Raw genomic sequence first — 18,912 nt, forward strand, 5'->3', positions numbered from 1 at the left:
CGTTGAATTAATAACATAACATAAAGTATATCAAAAATAAAACCAAATAGTTCCTGACATCCAAAAAAATAATTATAAAATTAACATTGCATCGCCATAACTAAAAAATCTGTACTCCTCTTTTACTGCTTCTTCATACGCTTCCATAATCAGATCGTATCCTCCAAAGGCAGAGATCATGATCATAAGGCTTGTTTTTGGTAAATGCAGGTTGGTCACCATGCAATTGGCAATGTGAAAGTCATAAGGTGGATAAATAAAAAGATTGGTCCAACCTTCTGCTTGCTTGAGGTAGGAATCTGCAGACACTGCTGATTCAATTGCCCTCATAGAAGTAGTCCCTATTGCACAAACTTTTTTTCGGTCTTTTTTTGCTTTATTTACAAGAGTAGAAGCTTTTTCAGGAACATAAAAATATTCGGCGTCCATTTTATGTTTGGATAAATCTTCGACGTCTATATCTCTGAATGTGCCTAATCCTACATGAAGGGTAACTTCGGGTGTATGAATTCCCTTGATATTTATTTGCTTCATGAGCCTTTCACTGAAATGAAGTCCTGCTGTCGGGGCTGCTACTGCACCGACTTCTTTGGCAAATACTGTTTGATATCGTTCGGCATCTATTTCTTCTGCCGGACGATTTATATATTTTGGCAGGGGTGTATTGCCCAGGCTGTAGAGGATCTTTCTAAACTCTTCGTCATCATCTTCGAAATAAAAGCGAATTGTACGTCCTCTGCTTGTAGTGTTGTCTACAACTTCAGCAACTAATTTTTCATTACCATCTTCATCGTTAAAATACAGTTTATTGCCCACCCGTATTTTTCTGGCGGGATCGACTAAAACGTCCCACAATTTTGCTTCTTTATTTAATTCTCTTAAAAGAAATACCTCAATTTTAGCACCGGTCTTTTCTTTTCGACCATACATTCTTGCCGGAAATACTTTAGTATTATTAAAGATAAAACAATCGTCTTCTTCAAAATAATCTAGTAAGTCTTTGAATAATTTGTGCTCTATTTTCCCTGTCTTTCGATTAACTACCATTAAACGCGATTCATCTCGTTCTTTTGAAGGGTATTTAGCGATTAATTTTTTTGGAAGATTGTAATTGAATTGAGATAATTTGGCTTTCATCTATAGCAATAATTTGATGTGTATAAAAACTATAAAAGTGTCATATCAATATTTTGATAAGACACCTTTATTCCATTATCCTGCGAAGATAAACTATTTTACCTTAGCAACTAATGCACGAAAAGTTTCTGGCTCGTTCATTGCTAAATCTGCTAAAACTTTTCTATTAAGTTCGATGTTATTTTCTTTTAAGCCGTGCATGAATTTACTGTAGCTAAGACCTTCATTCCTGGTGGCTGCATTAATACGAGCAATCCATAGTTTGCGAAAATTTCTTTTCTTATTTCTTCGATCTCTATAGGCATAGAGCAATCCTTTCTCTACGGCGTTTTTAGCTACTGTATAGACCTTAGACCGAGCACCAAAATACCCTTTGGCCTGCTTTAATATTTTTTTTCTTCTTTTTCTTGAGGCTACTTTATTTGTTGACCTTGGCATAATTTAAAATTTTCCGGAAGAAAGGGGTGACGCAAAATGATCACTTTGCCACTTTTTCCTGGGTTAAAATAATTAGTTTATACAAAGTAATTTTTTCACTTTAGCTTCGTCAGCTGTACTCACCAATGAGGAGCCACGAAGATTTCTCTTGGCTTTTGTCGTTTTCTTTCTCATCAAGTGAGAAGTACGAGCCTGAAATCTTTTCACCTTTCCGGACCCGGTGATTTTAAATCTTTTCTTGGCACTAGAATGCGTCTTTACCTTAGGCATGGCTTTAATTTTTCAATTTATTGCAAAATGGAGTGCAAAGGTATGAAAAAGAAGGATAAATATTCTTCTTTTTAAATTATTTTTTCTTTTTCTTGGGGGAAATAATGACAATCATTCTTTTCCCTTCAAGTTTAGGAAGATTTTCAGCTGCTCCGTATTCTTCTAATTCTTTCATGAAACGGAGTAATAAAAGCTCCCCACGATCTTTAAAAACTATACTTCTACCTCGAAAATGAACGTATGCTTTGACTTTTGCTCCATCATCCAAAAAACCTTTTGCATGATTTAATTTGAAATTAAAGTCATGATCATCCGTATTGGGAGTAAAGCGAATTTCTTTTATTACGGTCTTTGCGGCTTTATTCTTTATTTCTTTCTCTTTCTTCTTTTTGTTGTATAGAAACTTATTATAATCAATAATTTTCACAACAGGAGGCTTTGCTTTTGGCGAAATTTCAACCAAATCAAGTTCCAATTCCCGCGCCCAATCCTTCACAATATTTGTTCTGAATACGCCGGACTCGATATCCTGTCCAATTACTTTTCCAATTTCATCAAGGTTGTCTCCTACCAACCGTACTTCAGGAACCCGGATGTGTTCATTTATTCGATGTTCTTGTGTATCTCTTCGAGATCTGTAATTTCTTCCTCTGCCAGGTGAATTTCTTCTTGCCAAATTTAAATAGTTTATTTTAAAAATATAAATGCAAATGTAAGCATTTACTTATTATAATATACAGAAATAGCTGCCTATATCAAAATAAGCAGCTATTTTTTTATTTGATTCGAACTTATGATTTGACATTGCTCTTCAAACGAACTGTCAATTCTTCGTTATCTTCTGTTTCGTCATTAAAATCCATTTCAAATACGGAACCTTCTTCCGGATTTTCATTCAGAATGAATTCTGCTAATGGGTCTTCGATATACTTTTGTATGGCTCTTTGCAATGGTCTTGCTCCAAACTGAGGATCATAACCTTTATTGGCTACAAAGTCTTTTGCCCTTGATGTCAATTCTATCGAATATTTCATTTGTGACAACCTATTGTAAAGGTCGTTAAGTGTAATATCAATGATTTTAAAAATATGCTCTTTTTCCAGGGAATTAAAAATTACCAAATCATCAATCCGGTTTAAAAATTCGGGAGAAAAAGTTCTTTTCAAAGCATTTTGTATTACGCTTTTACTGTGCTCTTTAGAACTGTCCACTCGGGACTTGGTAGCAAATCCAACACCCATCCCAAAATCTTTCAGTTGGCGGACTCCAATGTTGGAAGTCATGATGATTAATGTATTTTTAAAGTCAATCTTCCTGCCCAGTCCGTCTGTTAACTGCCCATCATCTAATACTTGCAACAAAATATTGTAAACGTCCGGATGTGCTTTTTCAATTTCATCAAGCAAGATAACAGAATATGGTTTTCTCCTTACCTTTTCGGTGAGTTGTCCTCCTTCTTCGTAACCTACATAGCCCGGAGGCGCCCCTATTAATCTGCTGATGCTGAATTTCTCCATGTATTCACTCATATCAATGCGAATGAGAGAATCTTCACTATCAAACATATAACGTGCAAGTGCCTTGGCCAATTCTGTTTTTCCAACTCCTGTAGGTCCGAGGAAAATAAATGTACCTATGGGTTTGGAAGGATCTTTTAACCCGACCCTGTTTCGCTGGATGGCTTTCGTTACCTTGTCAATGGCATTATCCTGCCCAATGATCATTTTTTGTAAATCCTCATTCATGCCGATGAGTTTTTTACTTTCACTTTGCGCCACTTTATTTAGAGGTATACTAGTCATCATAGATACTACTTCGGCAATATCTTTTTCGTCTACAGGATACTTTTTTGTTTTGGATTCTTCTTCCCAGTTTATCCTTGCATCTTCCAGCTGTTTGATCATTTTGGATTCCTGATCGCGCAGTTCGGCCGCATTTTCGTATTGTTGATTTTTGACGGCCTGGTTTTTCATTTCCTTGATCTCCTCTATTTTCGCCTCCATCTCTTCAATGTGCTTGGGAACAAAAATGTTCTTTAAATGCACTCTAGCGCCTACTTCATCCATCACGTCTATGGCTTTATCAGGTAGAAATCGATCTGTGATATATCGTTCGCTGAGATGAACACAAGCATTAATTGCTTCTTCATCGTATTCCACATTGTGGAATTCTTCGTATTTGGGAGCAATATTCTTGAGGATATTAATCGTTTCTTCTCCGGAAGGAGGATTGACCAGGACTTTTTGGAATCGTCGATCCAATGCACCGTCCTTTTCTATATATTGACGGTATTCATCGAGCGTCGAAGCCCCTATGCACTGTAATTCTCCCCGGGCCAACGCAGGCTTGAAAATATTGGAAGCATCCAGGGACCCTGTTGCTCCTCCGGCACCTACAATAGTATGAATTTCATCGATAAACAAAATTACGTCTTTGTTCTTTTCGAGTTCATTCATAATAGCTTTCATGCGTTCTTCAAACTGCCCTCTGTATTTTGTACCCGCTACAAGAGCTGCTAGATCGAGCATCACTATTCTTTTATCAAATAAAGTTCTCGATACTTTCTTCTGCTGGATCCTTAGCGCCAGTCCTTCTACAATTGCTGTCTTACCTACACCGGGTTCCCCTATTAGAATGGGATTGTTCTTCTTTCTTCTACTTAGTATTTGAGAAACACGTTCAATTTCCTGTTCCCTTCCTATAATCGGGTCTAACTTGTCTTCTTCAGCAAGTTTTGTGATATCTCTTCCGAAATTATCCAGAACCGGAGTAGTGGATTTTTGACCGCTTCTTTTTTGAAATCCACGGGCAGAACTACTTTCATCTTCAAAGGAAGATTCATCTGAAGCCGACTGGGAATAAATATCTATATCTACCTGATCTTCATTGATTAGATAATATAGCTCATTTTTATACGTATCATAGTCTATGTCAAACTGCTTGAGAATTTTAGACGCCCTGTTCTCCTGGTGTTTTAAAATAGACAAAACAATTAACTCTGGAGAGATTTCCTGGTTTTTGAAAACCTTGGCTTCTAGGACAGAGAACTTTAAAATTTTCTCAGCATGCTTATCAAAAGGAATATCACCATCAGGCAATATTTTAGCTTGAGAATTGCTACTGTATTTTTCTAAATAATCTGTCAATTCTTCGAGGTCTACATCTAAAGATTCAAAAACTTTAGTTGCCAGACTATCTTCATCTCTTACAATACCAAGCAAAATATGTTCAGTCCCCACAAAACCCTGACCGAGTTTTTTGGCTTCTTCTTTGCTCTTGCTTAGTATTTTTTTAACTTCTGGCGAAAATTTTTTCATATGCTGAAATATACATTTATTCTAAGAAACAATAAAATATTGTAAAGGATTAAATCCCTATTCATATTAACATTTTCTTTGCACAAGCCCTATTCCTGAAGGATAAATCAGAATACAATCATTACTCAAACCCTTTCAGGGATAATAACACTTAAATTTAACTAATTTCGGTGTCAATCTTTATACGTTTTCCGAAAAGATTAGTCTATATGAAAATGTAAATTTTTGAAATTGTGATTTCTAACCTTCTAAATAAAAATTCATTGTAATTTTGCTTTGTTTTGAGTAATTTATTACTAGCTATTTATTTTTCAGTTTGTCCGAAAGTTGTGATCTGTTTTCACTTAAATGTGAGGGACTCAACGCCGGATTTATTTTAAAATCATAATTTTACGTATTATAATCATCAAAATTGATACCAATATGAAATACAGTGTGAATAAAGGGGGATTGTACACCGTTTTAAAGCTGGAAGAGAAATCTATTGATTCTTTGAATGCACCCCAGTTGAAGTCAGAGCTTGTGTTCTTCAGGAATGAAGGGGTGGAAAATATAATTATTGACCTTGGGGAAGTGGAATATGTCGACTCGTCAGGCCTGAGTGCCATTTTGACAGGGAATCGATTGTGGAGAGATGCAGGATTATTTATAATTAGTCAAGCAAAACATACGGCGGTCAAGCGATTAATTGAAATTTCAAAGTTAGATCAAATTCTTGTAATTATACCGACGGTGGATGAATCAATCGATTATGTAAAGATGGAGCAATTAGAAAAGGAATTCCTTTCAGAAGAAGAATGAATTGGATCCTCAATATATTAGGAGCAAATTCAGCAGTACCAACGCGCAACAGATTTCCTTCGGGGCAAGTTTTGGATCTTGGAGGGACCAGCCTCTTAATTGATTGTGGAGAAGGTTCGCAATTGCGGATGTTAGAACAGCGCATAAAAAAGACCAGAATTTCATACGTTCTCATTTCGCATTTACACGGGGACCACATTTATGGCCTTCCTGGTCTTTTAACTTCTTATAATTTGTTTTCCCGGACGTTGCCTCTGTGTATAGTAGGTCCTGTGGGGATTAAGAGGTTTGTTGATAATACTATTGGAATAACAGGACATGAATTGTCTTATCCGGTAGAAATAATTGAAATAGACGGAACAACGAAAGAGTTGGTACTTGATAAAGATACCTTTAAGGTGTATTCTTTCCCGTTAGAACATAGAATTCCTACCTATGGATACCAGATCGTAGAAAAAATGAATCGCGTATACCTGGATAAGGAAAAGATTGCAAAATATAAATTGACAGATTCGAAAATAAAGTCATTGCTAGATGGGGAGACCATCAAAGTTAACGGAGTTAATTGGGACTTGTCTTTTTTTGAACGTACCCGGACTCCAATTTCTTATTCATATGTTTCAGATACAAAATACTTTAGCCAATGTGGGGAATACATTGAAAAATCTACTGCTTTATATCATGAATCAACTTTTTTGGAGAAAGATAAAGCGCTTGCAACAGAACGATATCACTCTACAGCGAAGGAAGCTGCTACCTGTGCTATGAATGGACAAGTAGGAGGACTTATTTTGGGACATTTTAGTAGTCGTTACAAAACGCTTGAATCCTTTAGATCTGAAGCGGAAGTAATATTTAAAGATGTTTTTTTGGCTAGTAATGGCAAATCGTTTTTGATCTTTGACGATGGACGTATTTCGGAGGTATAAACTTAAAAAAAAAGTATGTCTGATAATTCCTTGAAATTCAGTAAGACAAAGAAGGTGGTAAAGAAATTTATGAAACTTTTTTTGAAAAAAATCAGTACGTCATTTGGTAATTGACTTTTAGATTGTATCTTTGCAATCGCTTTGAAGAAGTGGATGATTCCGTAGCTCAGTTGGTAGAGCACTTGACTTTTAATCAAGGGGTCCTGGGTTCGACCCCCAGCGGAATCACATATTTACTAATCAATTTAACTAAAGAGGTAAGAAAAAGATGTTAGTAATCGATGTAAAAGATGGCGATTCAATTGATAAGGCGCTGAAAAGATATAAAAGGAAATATCAGCAAGTAGGTGTTCTTAAAGAATTGAGAAAAAGAAAGCATTTTACAAAGCCTTCTGTTGAAAGAAGGAATGAAGTGCTTAATGCCCGGTACAAAGAAGAATATCTCCAAAATAATTCGTAAGGAGATATACGAAAGAGTAAATGAAAAGAGGCTGAGTCTAATTTTAGATTCAGCCTCTTTTTGTTGTATAAAATATGGGGATGGGCTTGCTATGGATACTTCTTTAAAAAAATAAATCGATTTTCCGGATGGTTATAAAGTTTATGGGTGCACAGTCGTTTAGTAAATGGTTAGTTGCCCTTATCTATGGGTTATTTATTTTAAACTCTTTTAGTGTACTCGTTTTTGTAGTATCTTCTGTCAGGTAAATTTTATTGAAGTATTTTCTATTACTTTTTTTCAAAGTATGGAATGCTGTTGCTGTTCAAATAGTAGATTGTTTAATAATTAAATTCTTCTAAATGGAATATGCTTTAATAAAAACTGCTCCCGAAAAAATAGTAGTTTCTTCGGGAGCAGAAAATTTATTTGTATATCTTTTCCAAATCCATTGCTATAAACATGTTTTAGAAAGAGTATACCGCTGCAACTAAGAATTGTGCAGCCTTGTCATTAGGTTGTGAAGCCGATTCATAAAATATTTCCTGGTCGGAAAAATCGTGTCTAAATTCAGGTATAATTGTCAGGGGACCTGCTTTTAAATTAGCACTTATTGTTAATGCTGTTATTCTTTCTCCTTCAATATCTACTCCGTCATCTGAAAAGTCTTTGTTTTTGAATAATTCCCCCCTGATTCCCAGGTCCAACCAGGGAGCAGTGGCTACTTGCAGGTACAGAGCAGCTCCTGAGAATCCTGCATCACTATCTGCAGCCGTATAATCAGCGGCATTTAATCCTACGAAGAAATTGTCTGTTATTTGATACGTTGTAGTTAAATCAAACTCAGTACCACTAAATTCACCGGTAATTAGATTAAAATAAGCATCCCAGTTTTCTACTGGCGATATTCTTAATTGAGCGCCAAAATCATTTAAGCCATTGAAATCCTGATATACATTCCAATCATTGAATAATCCTACCATCAGTCCAAAGGCGTCACTAATTTCATATTCTAATTTAATTCCCGCATTTTGAAACGGACCGGATGTAAATAAATATGAAGTCGAATAATTGAAATTATCAACAGGACTAATGACTTCATATCCTACGAAAGTACCCATAAAACCCCCGGTCAAACTCACTTTTTCAGAAAGTGCATATGATACGTAAAGGTTTTGAATATGGAAACTGTTGCCATCTGACCCATTAAGTAATGAACCAGATTGACCCCTTGGACCGAAAGCGAGGTCTGCTACAAAGGAAGCCTTTCCGGTTGTTTTTTGTAAAATCAGATTGGCCATACCAATAGAAATGGAATTGTTTTGTGCGCCAAAACTTGTTCCAATATTACCGAACCCATCTTCCGGTTCGTACCCACTAAAATCGTATTTATAATATAAGTCTACTGATCCTGACATTTCAAATGGCAGTGAAGTTGCTTCCTGTGCTTGTAAGCTGAAGGTGTAGATAATAGTAAGTAATACAGTTAGATTTAAGGTTTTCATAGTTTATTTGAATAATTTATTGAATTAATTATTGAATCCTACCATGTTGACTAATAGTCACAATAAATACCACGCCTAAAAATTTTGTTATTTAGACAGAAAGTTATTTTAAGAAATGCAATACATTATAATGTGGGAATGCAATCAGAGAGATATACTATAACCCATTCCATGTGCATAGACCGCAAAACGATCTTGTTCTAAAAACTTTGTAAATTGGCCTCTAGATTAAAATTTAGACTTATCTTTAAGTCTTTAAAATTTGATGAGAAAATTTCGGGCGGAATTTTGGAATACGTAGTGGAGCCAACAGAGAGCTATCTCAATTGTCGAAGTTGGTTTCATGGTTTCTAAAATTTAAATTAGTTAATTTTTACAGATACGGTTTCTATAAACCCTATGCTTTTTTGATTACGAAAGCTAAAATAGAACCCCGTTTGGTGTAAAAAAAGGAATAATTAGTGGATGCTGTTATTCCAAAACAGTCGGAATGGTGTTCTAATATTCTAAAAATCAACTGATTGAGAAAATAAATTTGTTATGCCTATATCCAATTCGGAACAATTATTTAGTTTGGTAAAAAGCATGAATAAGTCCGAAAAGAGGAGTTTTAAGCTATTTGCCCAAAGATCACATAATAAAGGAGTAAGTAAATTCATACAATTATACGATATACTTGATAACCTCGAACATTACGATGAACAGGTTATTATGAACAAGGCTAAAGGAATTGGTAAATCCCAGTTGTCTAATCTCAAAAGACACTTATATACGCAAATTCTTTCTTCACTGCGTAATATTTACATAAGTAAAGAATTGGATATTGAAATTCGAGAACAATTGGATTTTGCCAGGATTCTTTATGCAAAAGGACTGTATATGCAGAGCCTCAAAATCCTGGAAAGAGTAAAGGGAATTGCAAAAGAATCACATCAGGATGTTTTGCATTTTGAAATACTTGAATTCGAAAAGCGAATAGAGGAAAAACACATTACCAGGAGCCGGGGTATAAAGGGGAAAATCGAAGGATTAATTGAAGAATCAGACGAAACGAATAAAGTAATTTCATCTCTTTCTGGTTTGACAAATCTGAAATTGAAGATTCATGGCCTTTATATTAAAGGAGGACATGCCAGAAACCGTGATGAAGGCCAGGCGGTGTTAGATTATTTTGAAGAAAACCTCCCTGTACTGGAATATGAAAATTTAAGTTTTTTTGAAAAAGTATATTTACATCAAAGCTATGTATGGTTGCATTATATACTTTTAGACTTTGAAAATTGTCTGGAACACGCCACCAAATGGGTGGAAATGTTTGAAGAATTCAATAATATGCAATCAGTCAATCCGGATTTGTTTATGCGGGGCATGCACTACAAAATGACGGCGCAATTCCACCTCAATAGGGTAGTAGAATATGAAAAATCTTTGGATCAGTTTGATTTATTTTACCAACGCGAAAAAGAAAATTTCAATAAAACTTCAGAAATTATCTATTTCCTATACAACTATTATGCAAAGCTGGATTTTGCAAATCTCAATGGTAGATTTGATAAAAGCATATCCCTAAAGCGTGAGATAGAGGTGAAACTAGACGAGTACGAAAGACATATTGACAATCATAGAGTACTTCAATTTTATTATAAATTTGCCTGGACCCACTTTGCCAGGCAAGAATTTGGAGATGCAATAAAGTATCTTAATAAAATTCTCAGCCTGAATGTAAAACACTTGCGAGAGGACATTCAGTGCTACAGTTGGTTGCTATTTATTTTAAGTCATTTTGAACAAGAAAATTTTGCTCTTTTAACCCATTTAATAAAATCGGCGTCCAATTTTTTTGAGAAAATGAAAGAAAAGAATAAAGTGCAGGAAATATTGATGAAATTTGTCAGAACGAGATTACGGCCTAACCATTCTATGACCCGGAAAGCGTATAAAGAGCTCATTGAAGATCTGGAACATTATACCAAGGACACGTACCAGGGGAAAGCACTTTTATATTTGGATGCTAAAATTTGGGCTGAGAGTAAATTGACTGGTACTTCAATAGAAATTATCAAAAGAAGGAACGCTGGAAGTACCTTTATTTAGGAATTGGATTTAATTGAGGTTCGGGAAGTAGAAATACCTTTCGGTTTTCAGGTCGATATACTTTTGGAATTGTGTATTGTAAAATAATTATGGAGAAAATACTTCGACTTAGCCCATTCAGGTACGTCTAAATATTAGTTTTTTACCAATAATGATCCACAATCCGGATTTAATTTAACGAACCAGCATTCTAAACATCCAACTCACTCATCATACATCTTCCAGGAAAAGAGCTGCAATCGATTTGTGTTCGTGGGTATTCCTGATGGCGCGTGCAAAAAGCTGGCCGGCTTCCAGGACCTTAATTTTTGGTGATTCCTGCTTTAATGGAATCGTATCAGTCACTATCATTTCCGATAGTTTGCTATTTTCGATATTTTCGTACGCTTTGCCCGATAGAACCGGATGCGTACATATGGCTTTTACATTATTGGCGCCTTTTTCGATAAGGGCGTCGGCAGCCCTACACAAAGTCCCAGCTGTATCGGCCATATCATCCACTAATATCACATCTTTTCCTTCAACATCACCGATTACCGTCATCCCGGCAATTTCATTTGCTTTAATTCTGTATTTATCGCAGATGACAAGAGGAGTATTGAATACTTTAGCATATTTTCTTGCCCTCTTTACACCCCCTACATCTGGGGAAGCAAAGATAATATTGGACATATCAAATTTTTCCAAATATGGCATGAATATAGCTTCGCTTCTGAGGTGATCTACCGGAATATCGAAAAACCCCTGAATCTGGTCTGCGTGAAAATCCATCGTCATTACCCGGTTGGTACCTGCCGCTTGTAGTAAATTGGCAATTAATTTCGCTGAAATGGGAACTCTGGGTTTATCTTTTCGATCTTGTCGCGCATATCCAAAATAGGGAATAACTGCAGTAATATATCCCGCCGATGCCCTTTTTGCCGCATCGATCATCAATAAGAGTTCAAGAATGTTAGCAGGAGGTGAAAAAGTGGATTGTATAAGGAACACATAAGCGCCCCGTACAGATTCCTGGATAATGGGATGCATCTCACCATCACTGAATTTCTGCATGTCTAGCCTCGATAGATTTTGTCCGTAAAAATCAGCTATTTTTTTTGCAAGATACTTTGAATTTTGTCCCGAGAACAACTTTATATCAACCATTGATCCAATTTATTAATTTTACAACAAAAATAGTATTTCCATCTCATTAATCATAGGGAAAGTTGGTTAGTTTGAAGTGTCCGAAGCCCAAAGCCCGGAGTCTGGCGCAGGGAAGGACAAGCTACGGATAGTGGGATTGGTGAGCCAAAAAATTTCCTACAGTGTAGCCTCTGGATTTACGGATTAATTTGATTTTTTTTTGAAAAATAGGAATACCCACCAACCTTTGTTGGATTTATTACGTCTTGATCATGAAGTACTTGGAGAGAAGAAGTACTTAGAGTCCGTGAAGTACTTGGAGTGACTGAAGTAAAGGAAGTCCGAAGACCTGACAGCGTCGAACGGAAAGCTGGAAGCCTGCCGCTTACACTAAAGTTTGTGTCACCGCTAAAGCTAAGGCGACACGTCTTACGTGCTGTAGCACTACAGAGCGCAAGCACGCGGTCGGCGGGTGCGAGAAGGCCGGAGTAAGGAGATGGATTATGCGGTAAATACGGATCGGAAGGTAAAGACGAATAGATTGACAGGGCATAAGGGATCGGGGAAATACAGAAAAAAGACCGGGTCGTAAAATACAGAAAGAAGCTAATCCATTTTTTCGAACGTAGATCGTATCGGAGAGGATGAATTTTATAAATGGTTTTATTAAAATATATAAATAATTGAAAATTAGATGTTTGTGTTTAGTTTTTTTAGCAATTATTTCCGTATTATTCATGAAGTTATGTAGAAATTATTATTCTTAATTACTATACGAAACTCTATAAAACTTAAAAAATTTTAAATTATGAGAACAAAAAAACTTTTATCCGAATTTTTAATGGCAAGGGGGGGCGGTTGTGTGTCTTTTATTTGGTATGAGTCTTCCTTTATTGCACGCACAGGTACGAACAACGATTTTGGGCACTGAAAAGAATATTAGCGAGATGATCCCGGGATATACGGCAGAGCAGCCGGAGGCTATTACTTTGCCCCGGGTCGATGTGGCGAAGGTATTGGAAGAAGACCGGGAACAGGGACGGCGATTGCCGCGGTTCGGAATCAAGATCCCGGCGGGGTTGACAGAAAAGGACGGACAGTGGTATGAACAGGGCAGGACGGCAGTGTGGAAGATGCGGTTTTATTCCCGAAGGGCTGCGGCCCTCAATTTCCAGTTTACGGATGTTAATATGCCGGAGGGCAGCGAAATGTGGCTGTATAGCGAAGCACGGAATATGGTCATGGGGCCAATCTTGCCAAAGCATGTGCACGATGGCATACTGCCCACGGACCAGATCTTTGGTGAAGAAGCAACGGTGGCAGTGTATATGCCTACAGCATTAAAAGAAGAATTCACTATTACGGTAGATAATGTGATTCACGGGATCAGGAAAGCGGAGTTGGAAGTGAGGGATTATGGGGATTCGGAAGATTGTAATAATGATGTGGCTTGTGAAGGAAGCAATGATTGGGATAATATTAAAGATGCGGTATGTAAAATTTTCGTAGGGACAGCAGAACATTGCACTGGCACTTTGATCAATAATGCATGTATGGATCTTACACCATATTTGATAACCGCTAATCATTGTGTAACAGCTGCACCTAATTTGAATAATTGGGTTTTTCGATTTGGGTATGAAAGTCCTACATGTGGAGGTGTTGAACCATCTACCTGGTTATCTTTTAGTGGAGCAAATTTAAGGGCGTCATGGGGCAATACGGATTTTGCATTGCTTGAACTTCATTCAGAGGTATTGGGACACGAAGACCTGGCTATGGCCGGATGGAATCGGCAGACAAATCCGCCGGATACTGAATTGACAACAATACATCATCCAGATGGAGATGTTAAAAAAATTTCATACGAATACGACGGGTTGGATATTTTTACCAATACCAATTTTTGGCACATCGAGCAATGGGATGATGGATTGGTAGAACCAGGTTCTTCTGGGGGTGCATTATTGGATGATAATGAGAGGATAATTGGGCAGTTGAGAGGTGGAGATAATAATATTGGTTGTGATGATGGAGGCGGACTGGTAGACAGTACAACGTTTGGCAGATTTGAAATTTCCTGGACTGGTGATGGAGCCAATAACAATCGGTTAAGCAATTGGTTGGGAGGCAATGGTAATCCCTCGACCACCAATACTATTCGTGTTCCTGCTTTAAACGGGGTGGATAAGATATGTGATAATAACAATCATACTTATACTTTAGTCAATCCTTTGCCGGGAAGTTCTGTAAGCTGGTCAGTCTCCCCTGCAGGGTTGTTTTCAAGCAGTACTTCGGGGACCGGAACTACAGCGATTTTGAAGAAAAATGCCAGTGCTCACGGAAAAGCGACATTGACCTTTACCATGACGGGTGCAAGTTGCGATCCTTTAGTCATTACCAAACCTTTATTAATAGGAATACCCGATTATATGGAATTGGATATACAGGATTACCAGGGAAATAAGATACTAAAAACTTGCGAGACAGTTTCTGCAGAAACAGTATACACAGGTGGGGATGATGGTATTGTAGAATACGAATGGGACTTGATATCTGCGAGCGGATCATGGTATATAGAAAGTGTTTGGAGTCCCCTTGTCCCCTATACGGACGTGGAGATCGACTATTCTCACCCCAATCCTTTGCCTTCTACGGAGACCGTGCGGATCCGGGCAAGGAATGCCTGTGGATGGAGCTTGCAACAGGAGACGTACTGGACAGTAGAGGATCACTGTAGCTTATTAGCCGATAAGGAGGAGGCTAAATCGAATAGAGAGTTAATGAATGGTAATCGTAGTAACCTGGCTGTGCAACTTCGCCCTACCTTAGCGCAGAACGAAATCCATATTGATTGGAAGAAAGGATATCGCGGTGGTGTATTCCGGGTAACGATAGTCGACCGGAACGGTCGATCGGTTAAAGAATTCGGTCAAATAGAAAATGCGTCACCGGTTTTATCGGTCGACGATTTAGGTACGGGGATGTATTTTATGCGGATTGAATACGAAGGGAATGCAATATGGAAGCGATTCGTCATTATGCAGTAAAAATGGAAACCATGAAAAAGCAAATAATATCGATAGTGGTTTTTATGATACTGTCCATGACCTCAGAGGGGCAGTCCTTTTGGGACGATGTGTCGATATCGGCCCAGTTTGCTGCGGCGCATCACGATAAGCGGGTCTATTTTGCGGAAGAACGGTTGTTGCGTGAGCAGCCTGAAAAGTGGGGGACTTGGCAATATGGACTTCGTGTGGAAAAGAGGTGGTTAGAAATTGGCCATTTTTCAATTAGTCAGGGTTTAGGGTATGCTTTGGAACATCAGACTTTTGAAAGGTTAGTGGATCACTGTTTTAATTTGCAGGGTGAGAGTTGTACATACGTTCTTAAATACTCCAGTAATTATAAAATACATCAAATTCAGATGCCGATCGCATTGACGTATCAGGTATTCTCTGGGTTGGAAATTAATTTATCAGTGTTCCCGTTCTTTGCTTTAAAAAAACAAATGGAGTTTAAATGGGCAGAATCAAATGAAAAAATGTATCTCAATTTTTATTCACTGGAAATTAATCCGGGTCTTGACTACGAATGGAACCGTTTCCGGGTAGGTGTCAATTACCGGCTATGGCAGCTTAAAAGGATCGACCGGGTGTTGTTTTCTAAGCATACAATTCCAACAGCCGGAGATGGTAATCCGATATTGACGGAAGAGTACGAGGATTACAATCCTGTGAAGCTGTGGTTTAGTGTGGGATACCGACTGGGGGGTAGTTGGAAGTAGTTAATGGTCAATTGTTAATGACGGTCATTTCTTGCAATTTAGTATTTTAAAACTAAACATATATGATTAGTGATTCAAAACAGGATTTGGAAGCGATTCGTCATCAGACAGAAAAATGAAAAACCATGAAAAAGCAAATAATACCAATAGTGCTTATTATAATGCTGTCCCTTACCTCTGAGGGGCAGTCTTTCTGGGATGATGTGACGATTTCAGCGCAGTTTGCTGCGGCACATCACGACAAGCGGCTCATCGGATGGTCCCAATCCTACCGGGAGAGGATAGAACGACAAAATCCAGAGACATGGGGAACCTGGCAGTACGGTATATCAGCTAACAAGAAAATTTATCAGAGGGGTAGTTTTACTACTGAAATTGGCTTGGGGTATAGTTTGGAACATATGACAATGATCAAGGAAGTAGATTTTTGTCAATATCAATCGGCAGCTGGTATTTGTCATAGCATAGCCTATTATACGGATGACTACAAAATTCATATGGTTCAGGTACCTGTTTTATTTTCAACTGAAGTGTTTACGAATTTATTTGTGAATGTATATGTGCTCCCATTTATAGATTGGAGCAAAGATGTAAGATTTGATGGAAGATCCGGGATCAATAAAACAGGATTGAATTTTTATTCTCTTGAAGTGAATCCTGGATTGAACTATGAATGGAATCAGTTTCGTTTGGGCTTGAACTATCGGATTTGGCAGGTCAAAAAAATCGACAGGATTCTATATTCTAAAGCTACGGTACATACTAATAGTTTTGAGGATCGGATTATTACAAAAAATTACGAAGCATACAATCCGTTCAAGCTATGGTTTAGCCTAGGATATCGATTGGGGAGTGAATAGGAGGTAGTAGTTCGGTAATCAGTAGGCAGTAAATCTTAATCGGTATGAGCATGCCCGAATATAGTTAACGATTACCCCATGCTGGTATGACTGTACTCAGGCACTTGCATCTACAGTGGGTTTGATTACAGGGGTGTATTTTATGCGGATTGAATACGATGGAAATGCAGTATGGAAGCGATTCGTCATTATGCAGTAAAAATGGAAATTATGAAAAAGCAAATACTATCGATAATGGTTTTTATGATGCTGTCCCTCACCTCCGATGGGCAGTCTTTCTGGGATGATGTGACGATTTCAGCCCAGTTTGCTGCGGCGCATCACGACAAGCGGCTCATCGGATGGTCCCAATCCTACCGGGAGAGGATAGAACGACAAAATCCAGAGACATGGGGAACCTGGCAGTACGGTATATCAGCTAACAAGAAAATTTATCAGAGGGGTAGTTTTACTACTGAAATTGGCTTGGGGTATAGTTTGGAACATATGACAATGATCAAGGAAGTAGATTTTTGTCAATATCAATCGGCAGCTGGTATTTGTCATAGCATAGCCTATTATACGGATGACTACAAAATTCATATGGTTCAGGTACCTGTTTTATTTTCAACTGAAGTGTTTACGAATTTATTTGTGAATGTATATGTGCTCCCATTTATAGATTGGAGCAAAGATGTAAGATTTGATGGAAGATCCGGGATCAATAAAACAGGATTGAATTTTTATTCTCTTGAAGTGAATCCTGGATTGAACTATGAATGGAATCAGTTTCGTTTGGGCTTGAACTATCGGATTTGGCAGGTCAAAAAAATCGACAGGATTCTATATTCTAAAGCTACGGTACATACTAATAGTTTTGAGGATCGGATTATTACAAAAAATTACGAAGCATACAATCCGTTCAAGCTATGGTTTAGCCTAGGATATCGATTGGGGAGTGAATAGGAGGTAGTAGTTCGGTAATCAGTAGGCAGTAAATCTTAATCGGTATGAGCATGCCCGAATATAGTTAACGATTACCCCATGCTGGTATGACTGTACTCAGGCACTTGCATCTACAGTGGGTTTGATTACAGGGGTGTATTTTATGCGGATTGAATACGATGGAAATGCAGTATGGAAGCGATTCGTCATTATGCAGTAAAAATGGAAATTATGAAAAAGCAAATACTATCGATAATGGTTTTTATGATGCTGTCCCTCACCTCCGATGGGCAGTCTTTCTGGGATGATGTGACGATTTCAGCCCAGTTTGCTGCGGCGCATCACGACAAGCGGCTCATCGGATGGTCCCAATCCTACCGGGAGAGGAGTAACAGGCAAAATCCGGAGGTATGGGGAACCTGGCAATATGGGCTTTCTGCAAGTGCAGAGGTACTGGATTGGAAAGGGGGTTCAGCTGAAATAGGAGTGGGGTATAGTCATGAACAAATGACTTTTAGAAGGCGAATAGACCATTGTTATCCCGATCCAAAGGGATTTTGCACTAAAGTGCCGGTCCGGTCAGACAACTACCAGGTTCACATGGTACAATTGCCCATTAATTTTCAAGCTGAATTGTTTTCAGGGTTTAAAGCACAGTTATCACTATTGCCTTTATTCGACTGGCGAAAGGTGGGAAAAGACGGGGGAGTTGTAGTCCTTGAAGATACGGATTTCAATTTTTATTCCCTGGAAATTAATCCGGGTCTTGAATACGAATGGAACCGCTTCCGGGTAGGTGTTAATTACCGGTTATGGCAGTTCAAAAAAATCGACCGGGTGGTATTCTCGGACCGGACGATTCCTGCAGCAGGAGATGGAGATCCTATATTGACGGAAGAGTACGAGGATTACAATCCTGTGAAGCTGTGGTTTAGCCTTGGGTACCTGTTGGGGAGTAATTCGGTAGGCAGTAAATAACATCAATAATTGATAAGAAACCGGTCGTAATTTTTACACGATTTTGCTCTTTTTCAACAGCATATGTAGCGAAAAAGCGTTAAAAGTTTTCGAAACCTTGGAGAAAATTTAGCCTTTTTTGATACGGTTTTTGTCTGGAAAACAAAAAATGCCTTTGAAAAAGTGCCTTTTCTTTTGTTTCGTTTTCTTTGGGCATGCAAAGAAAATGAAAAAAGCAATCAATATTTTGATTTGATTTTGATCGTGTTTGCAGGTTGATCTTATACATTATTCACGTTAAATAGTAATCGGTATGATCATTGAACATG

The 18,912-nt window shown here is 37.8% G+C and carries 16 protein-coding genes and 1 tRNA gene; 10 read left to right on the plus strand and 7 right to left on the minus strand.

Going from position 1 to position 18,912, the window contains the following annotated elements:
- Positions 1 to 72: 72 nt before the first annotated feature.
- The 5 genes from queA to LVD47_RS14355 all read right to left on the minus strand — a co-directional run bounded on the left by queA (position 73) and on the right by LVD47_RS14355 (position 5,162).
- Entirely contained in the window at positions 73 to 1,137 is a 1,065-nt protein-coding gene (gene queA, locus LVD47_RS14335; protein WP_236977870.1) for a tRNA preQ1(34) S-adenosylmethionine ribosyltransferase-isomerase QueA, read from the minus strand.
- Between the two features lie 93 nt (positions 1,138 to 1,230).
- Positions 1,231 to 1,575: a 50S ribosomal protein L20 gene (rplT, locus tag LVD47_RS14340; protein ID WP_236977872.1), complete on the minus strand. Its 345-nt coding sequence runs from the start codon at positions 1,573 to 1,575 to the stop codon at positions 1,231 to 1,233.
- A 72-nt stretch (positions 1,576 to 1,647) separates the two neighbouring features.
- Positions 1,648 to 1,845: a 50S ribosomal protein L35 gene (gene rpmI / locus LVD47_RS14345; protein ID WP_236977873.1), complete on the minus strand. Its 198-nt coding sequence runs from the start codon at positions 1,843 to 1,845 to the stop codon at positions 1,648 to 1,650.
- Between the two features lie 76 nt (positions 1,846 to 1,921).
- A complete protein-coding gene (infC, locus tag LVD47_RS14350) occupies positions 1,922 to 2,521 on the minus strand; it encodes a translation initiation factor IF-3 (protein ID WP_236977888.1) in 600 nt (199 codons plus the stop codon).
- 115 nt (positions 2,522 to 2,636) lie between these two features.
- The gene (locus LVD47_RS14355; protein WP_236977890.1) at positions 2,637 to 5,162 is read right to left on the minus strand and encodes an ATP-dependent Clp protease ATP-binding subunit; all 2,526 of its coding nucleotides are present in this window, start codon (positions 5,160 to 5,162) and stop codon (positions 2,637 to 2,639) included.
- 423 nt (positions 5,163 to 5,585) lie between these two features.
- On the opposite strand from LVD47_RS14355, the gene LVD47_RS14360 reads away from it, so the two are divergent.
- From LVD47_RS14360 to rpsU, 4 genes are all read left to right on the plus strand, one after another.
- Positions 5,586 to 5,963, plus strand: coding sequence for an STAS domain-containing protein (locus LVD47_RS14360; RefSeq protein ID WP_236977892.1), 378 nt, complete (start codon positions 5,586 to 5,588; stop codon positions 5,961 to 5,963).
- Complete coding sequence (locus LVD47_RS14365) at positions 5,960 to 6,892, plus strand: ribonuclease Z (RefSeq protein ID WP_236977894.1); 933 nt, start codon at positions 5,960 to 5,962, stop codon at positions 6,890 to 6,892. The genes LVD47_RS14360 and LVD47_RS14365 overlap by 4 nt, the downstream gene beginning before the upstream one ends.
- A gap of 155 nt (positions 6,893 to 7,047) precedes the next feature.
- Positions 7,048 to 7,120: transfer RNA gene (locus LVD47_RS14370), tRNA-Lys, on the plus strand.
- A 40-nt stretch (positions 7,121 to 7,160) separates the two neighbouring features.
- Positions 7,161 to 7,352 carry a 30S ribosomal protein S21 gene (gene rpsU, locus LVD47_RS14375; RefSeq protein ID WP_236977896.1) on the plus strand — a complete coding sequence of 64 codons (192 nt, stop codon included), beginning with the start codon at positions 7,161 to 7,163 and terminating at the stop codon, positions 7,350 to 7,352.
- Positions 7,353 to 7,798: 446 nt separating this feature from the next.
- On the opposite strand, the gene LVD47_RS14380 is transcribed toward rpsU, so the two are convergent.
- Complete coding sequence (locus tag LVD47_RS14380; RefSeq protein WP_236977906.1) at positions 7,799 to 8,836, minus strand: outer membrane beta-barrel protein; 1,038 nt, start codon at positions 8,834 to 8,836, stop codon at positions 7,799 to 7,801.
- Between the two features lie 540 nt (positions 8,837 to 9,376).
- Between LVD47_RS14380 and LVD47_RS14385 the strand changes: the two genes are divergently transcribed.
- Positions 9,377 to 10,930 carry a hypothetical protein gene (locus tag LVD47_RS14385; protein ID WP_236977908.1) on the plus strand — a complete coding sequence of 518 codons (1,554 nt, stop codon included), beginning with the start codon at positions 9,377 to 9,379 and terminating at the stop codon, positions 10,928 to 10,930.
- Between the two features lie 210 nt (positions 10,931 to 11,140).
- Here the strand turns inward: LVD47_RS14385 and LVD47_RS14390 are convergent, their stop codons facing one another.
- Complete coding sequence (locus LVD47_RS14390) at positions 11,141 to 12,076, minus strand: ribose-phosphate pyrophosphokinase (RefSeq protein WP_236977910.1); 936 nt, start codon at positions 12,074 to 12,076, stop codon at positions 11,141 to 11,143.
- An 857-nt stretch (positions 12,077 to 12,933) separates the two neighbouring features.
- Here LVD47_RS14390 and LVD47_RS14395 point away from each other — a divergent pair.
- The 5 genes from LVD47_RS14395 to LVD47_RS14415 all read left to right on the plus strand — a co-directional run bounded on the left by LVD47_RS14395 (position 12,934) and on the right by LVD47_RS14415 (position 18,604).
- Positions 12,934 to 15,105, plus strand: coding sequence for a trypsin-like peptidase domain-containing protein (locus LVD47_RS14395; protein ID WP_236977912.1), 2,172 nt, complete (start codon positions 12,934 to 12,936; stop codon positions 15,103 to 15,105).
- An 11-nt stretch (positions 15,106 to 15,116) separates the two neighbouring features.
- Positions 15,117 to 15,842, plus strand: coding sequence for a hypothetical protein (locus LVD47_RS14400; protein ID WP_236977914.1), 726 nt, complete (start codon positions 15,117 to 15,119; stop codon positions 15,840 to 15,842).
- A gap of 125 nt (positions 15,843 to 15,967) precedes the next feature.
- A complete protein-coding gene (locus tag LVD47_RS14405) occupies positions 15,968 to 16,702 on the plus strand; it encodes a hypothetical protein (RefSeq protein WP_236977916.1) in 735 nt (244 codons plus the stop codon).
- A gap of 210 nt (positions 16,703 to 16,912) precedes the next feature.
- Entirely contained in the window at positions 16,913 to 17,647 is a 735-nt protein-coding gene (locus tag LVD47_RS14410) for a hypothetical protein (protein WP_236977918.1), read from the plus strand.
- A gap of 210 nt (positions 17,648 to 17,857) precedes the next feature.
- A complete protein-coding gene (locus tag LVD47_RS14415) occupies positions 17,858 to 18,604 on the plus strand; it encodes a hypothetical protein (RefSeq protein ID WP_236977920.1) in 747 nt (248 codons plus the stop codon).
- The last annotated feature ends 308 nt before the right edge of the window (positions 18,605 to 18,912 follow it).

It is taken from the genome of Membranihabitans maritimus (genome assembly GCF_021729145.1).
Taxonomy (GTDB): domain Bacteria; phylum Bacteroidota; class Bacteroidia; order Chitinophagales; family Saprospiraceae; genus Membranihabitans; species Membranihabitans maritimus.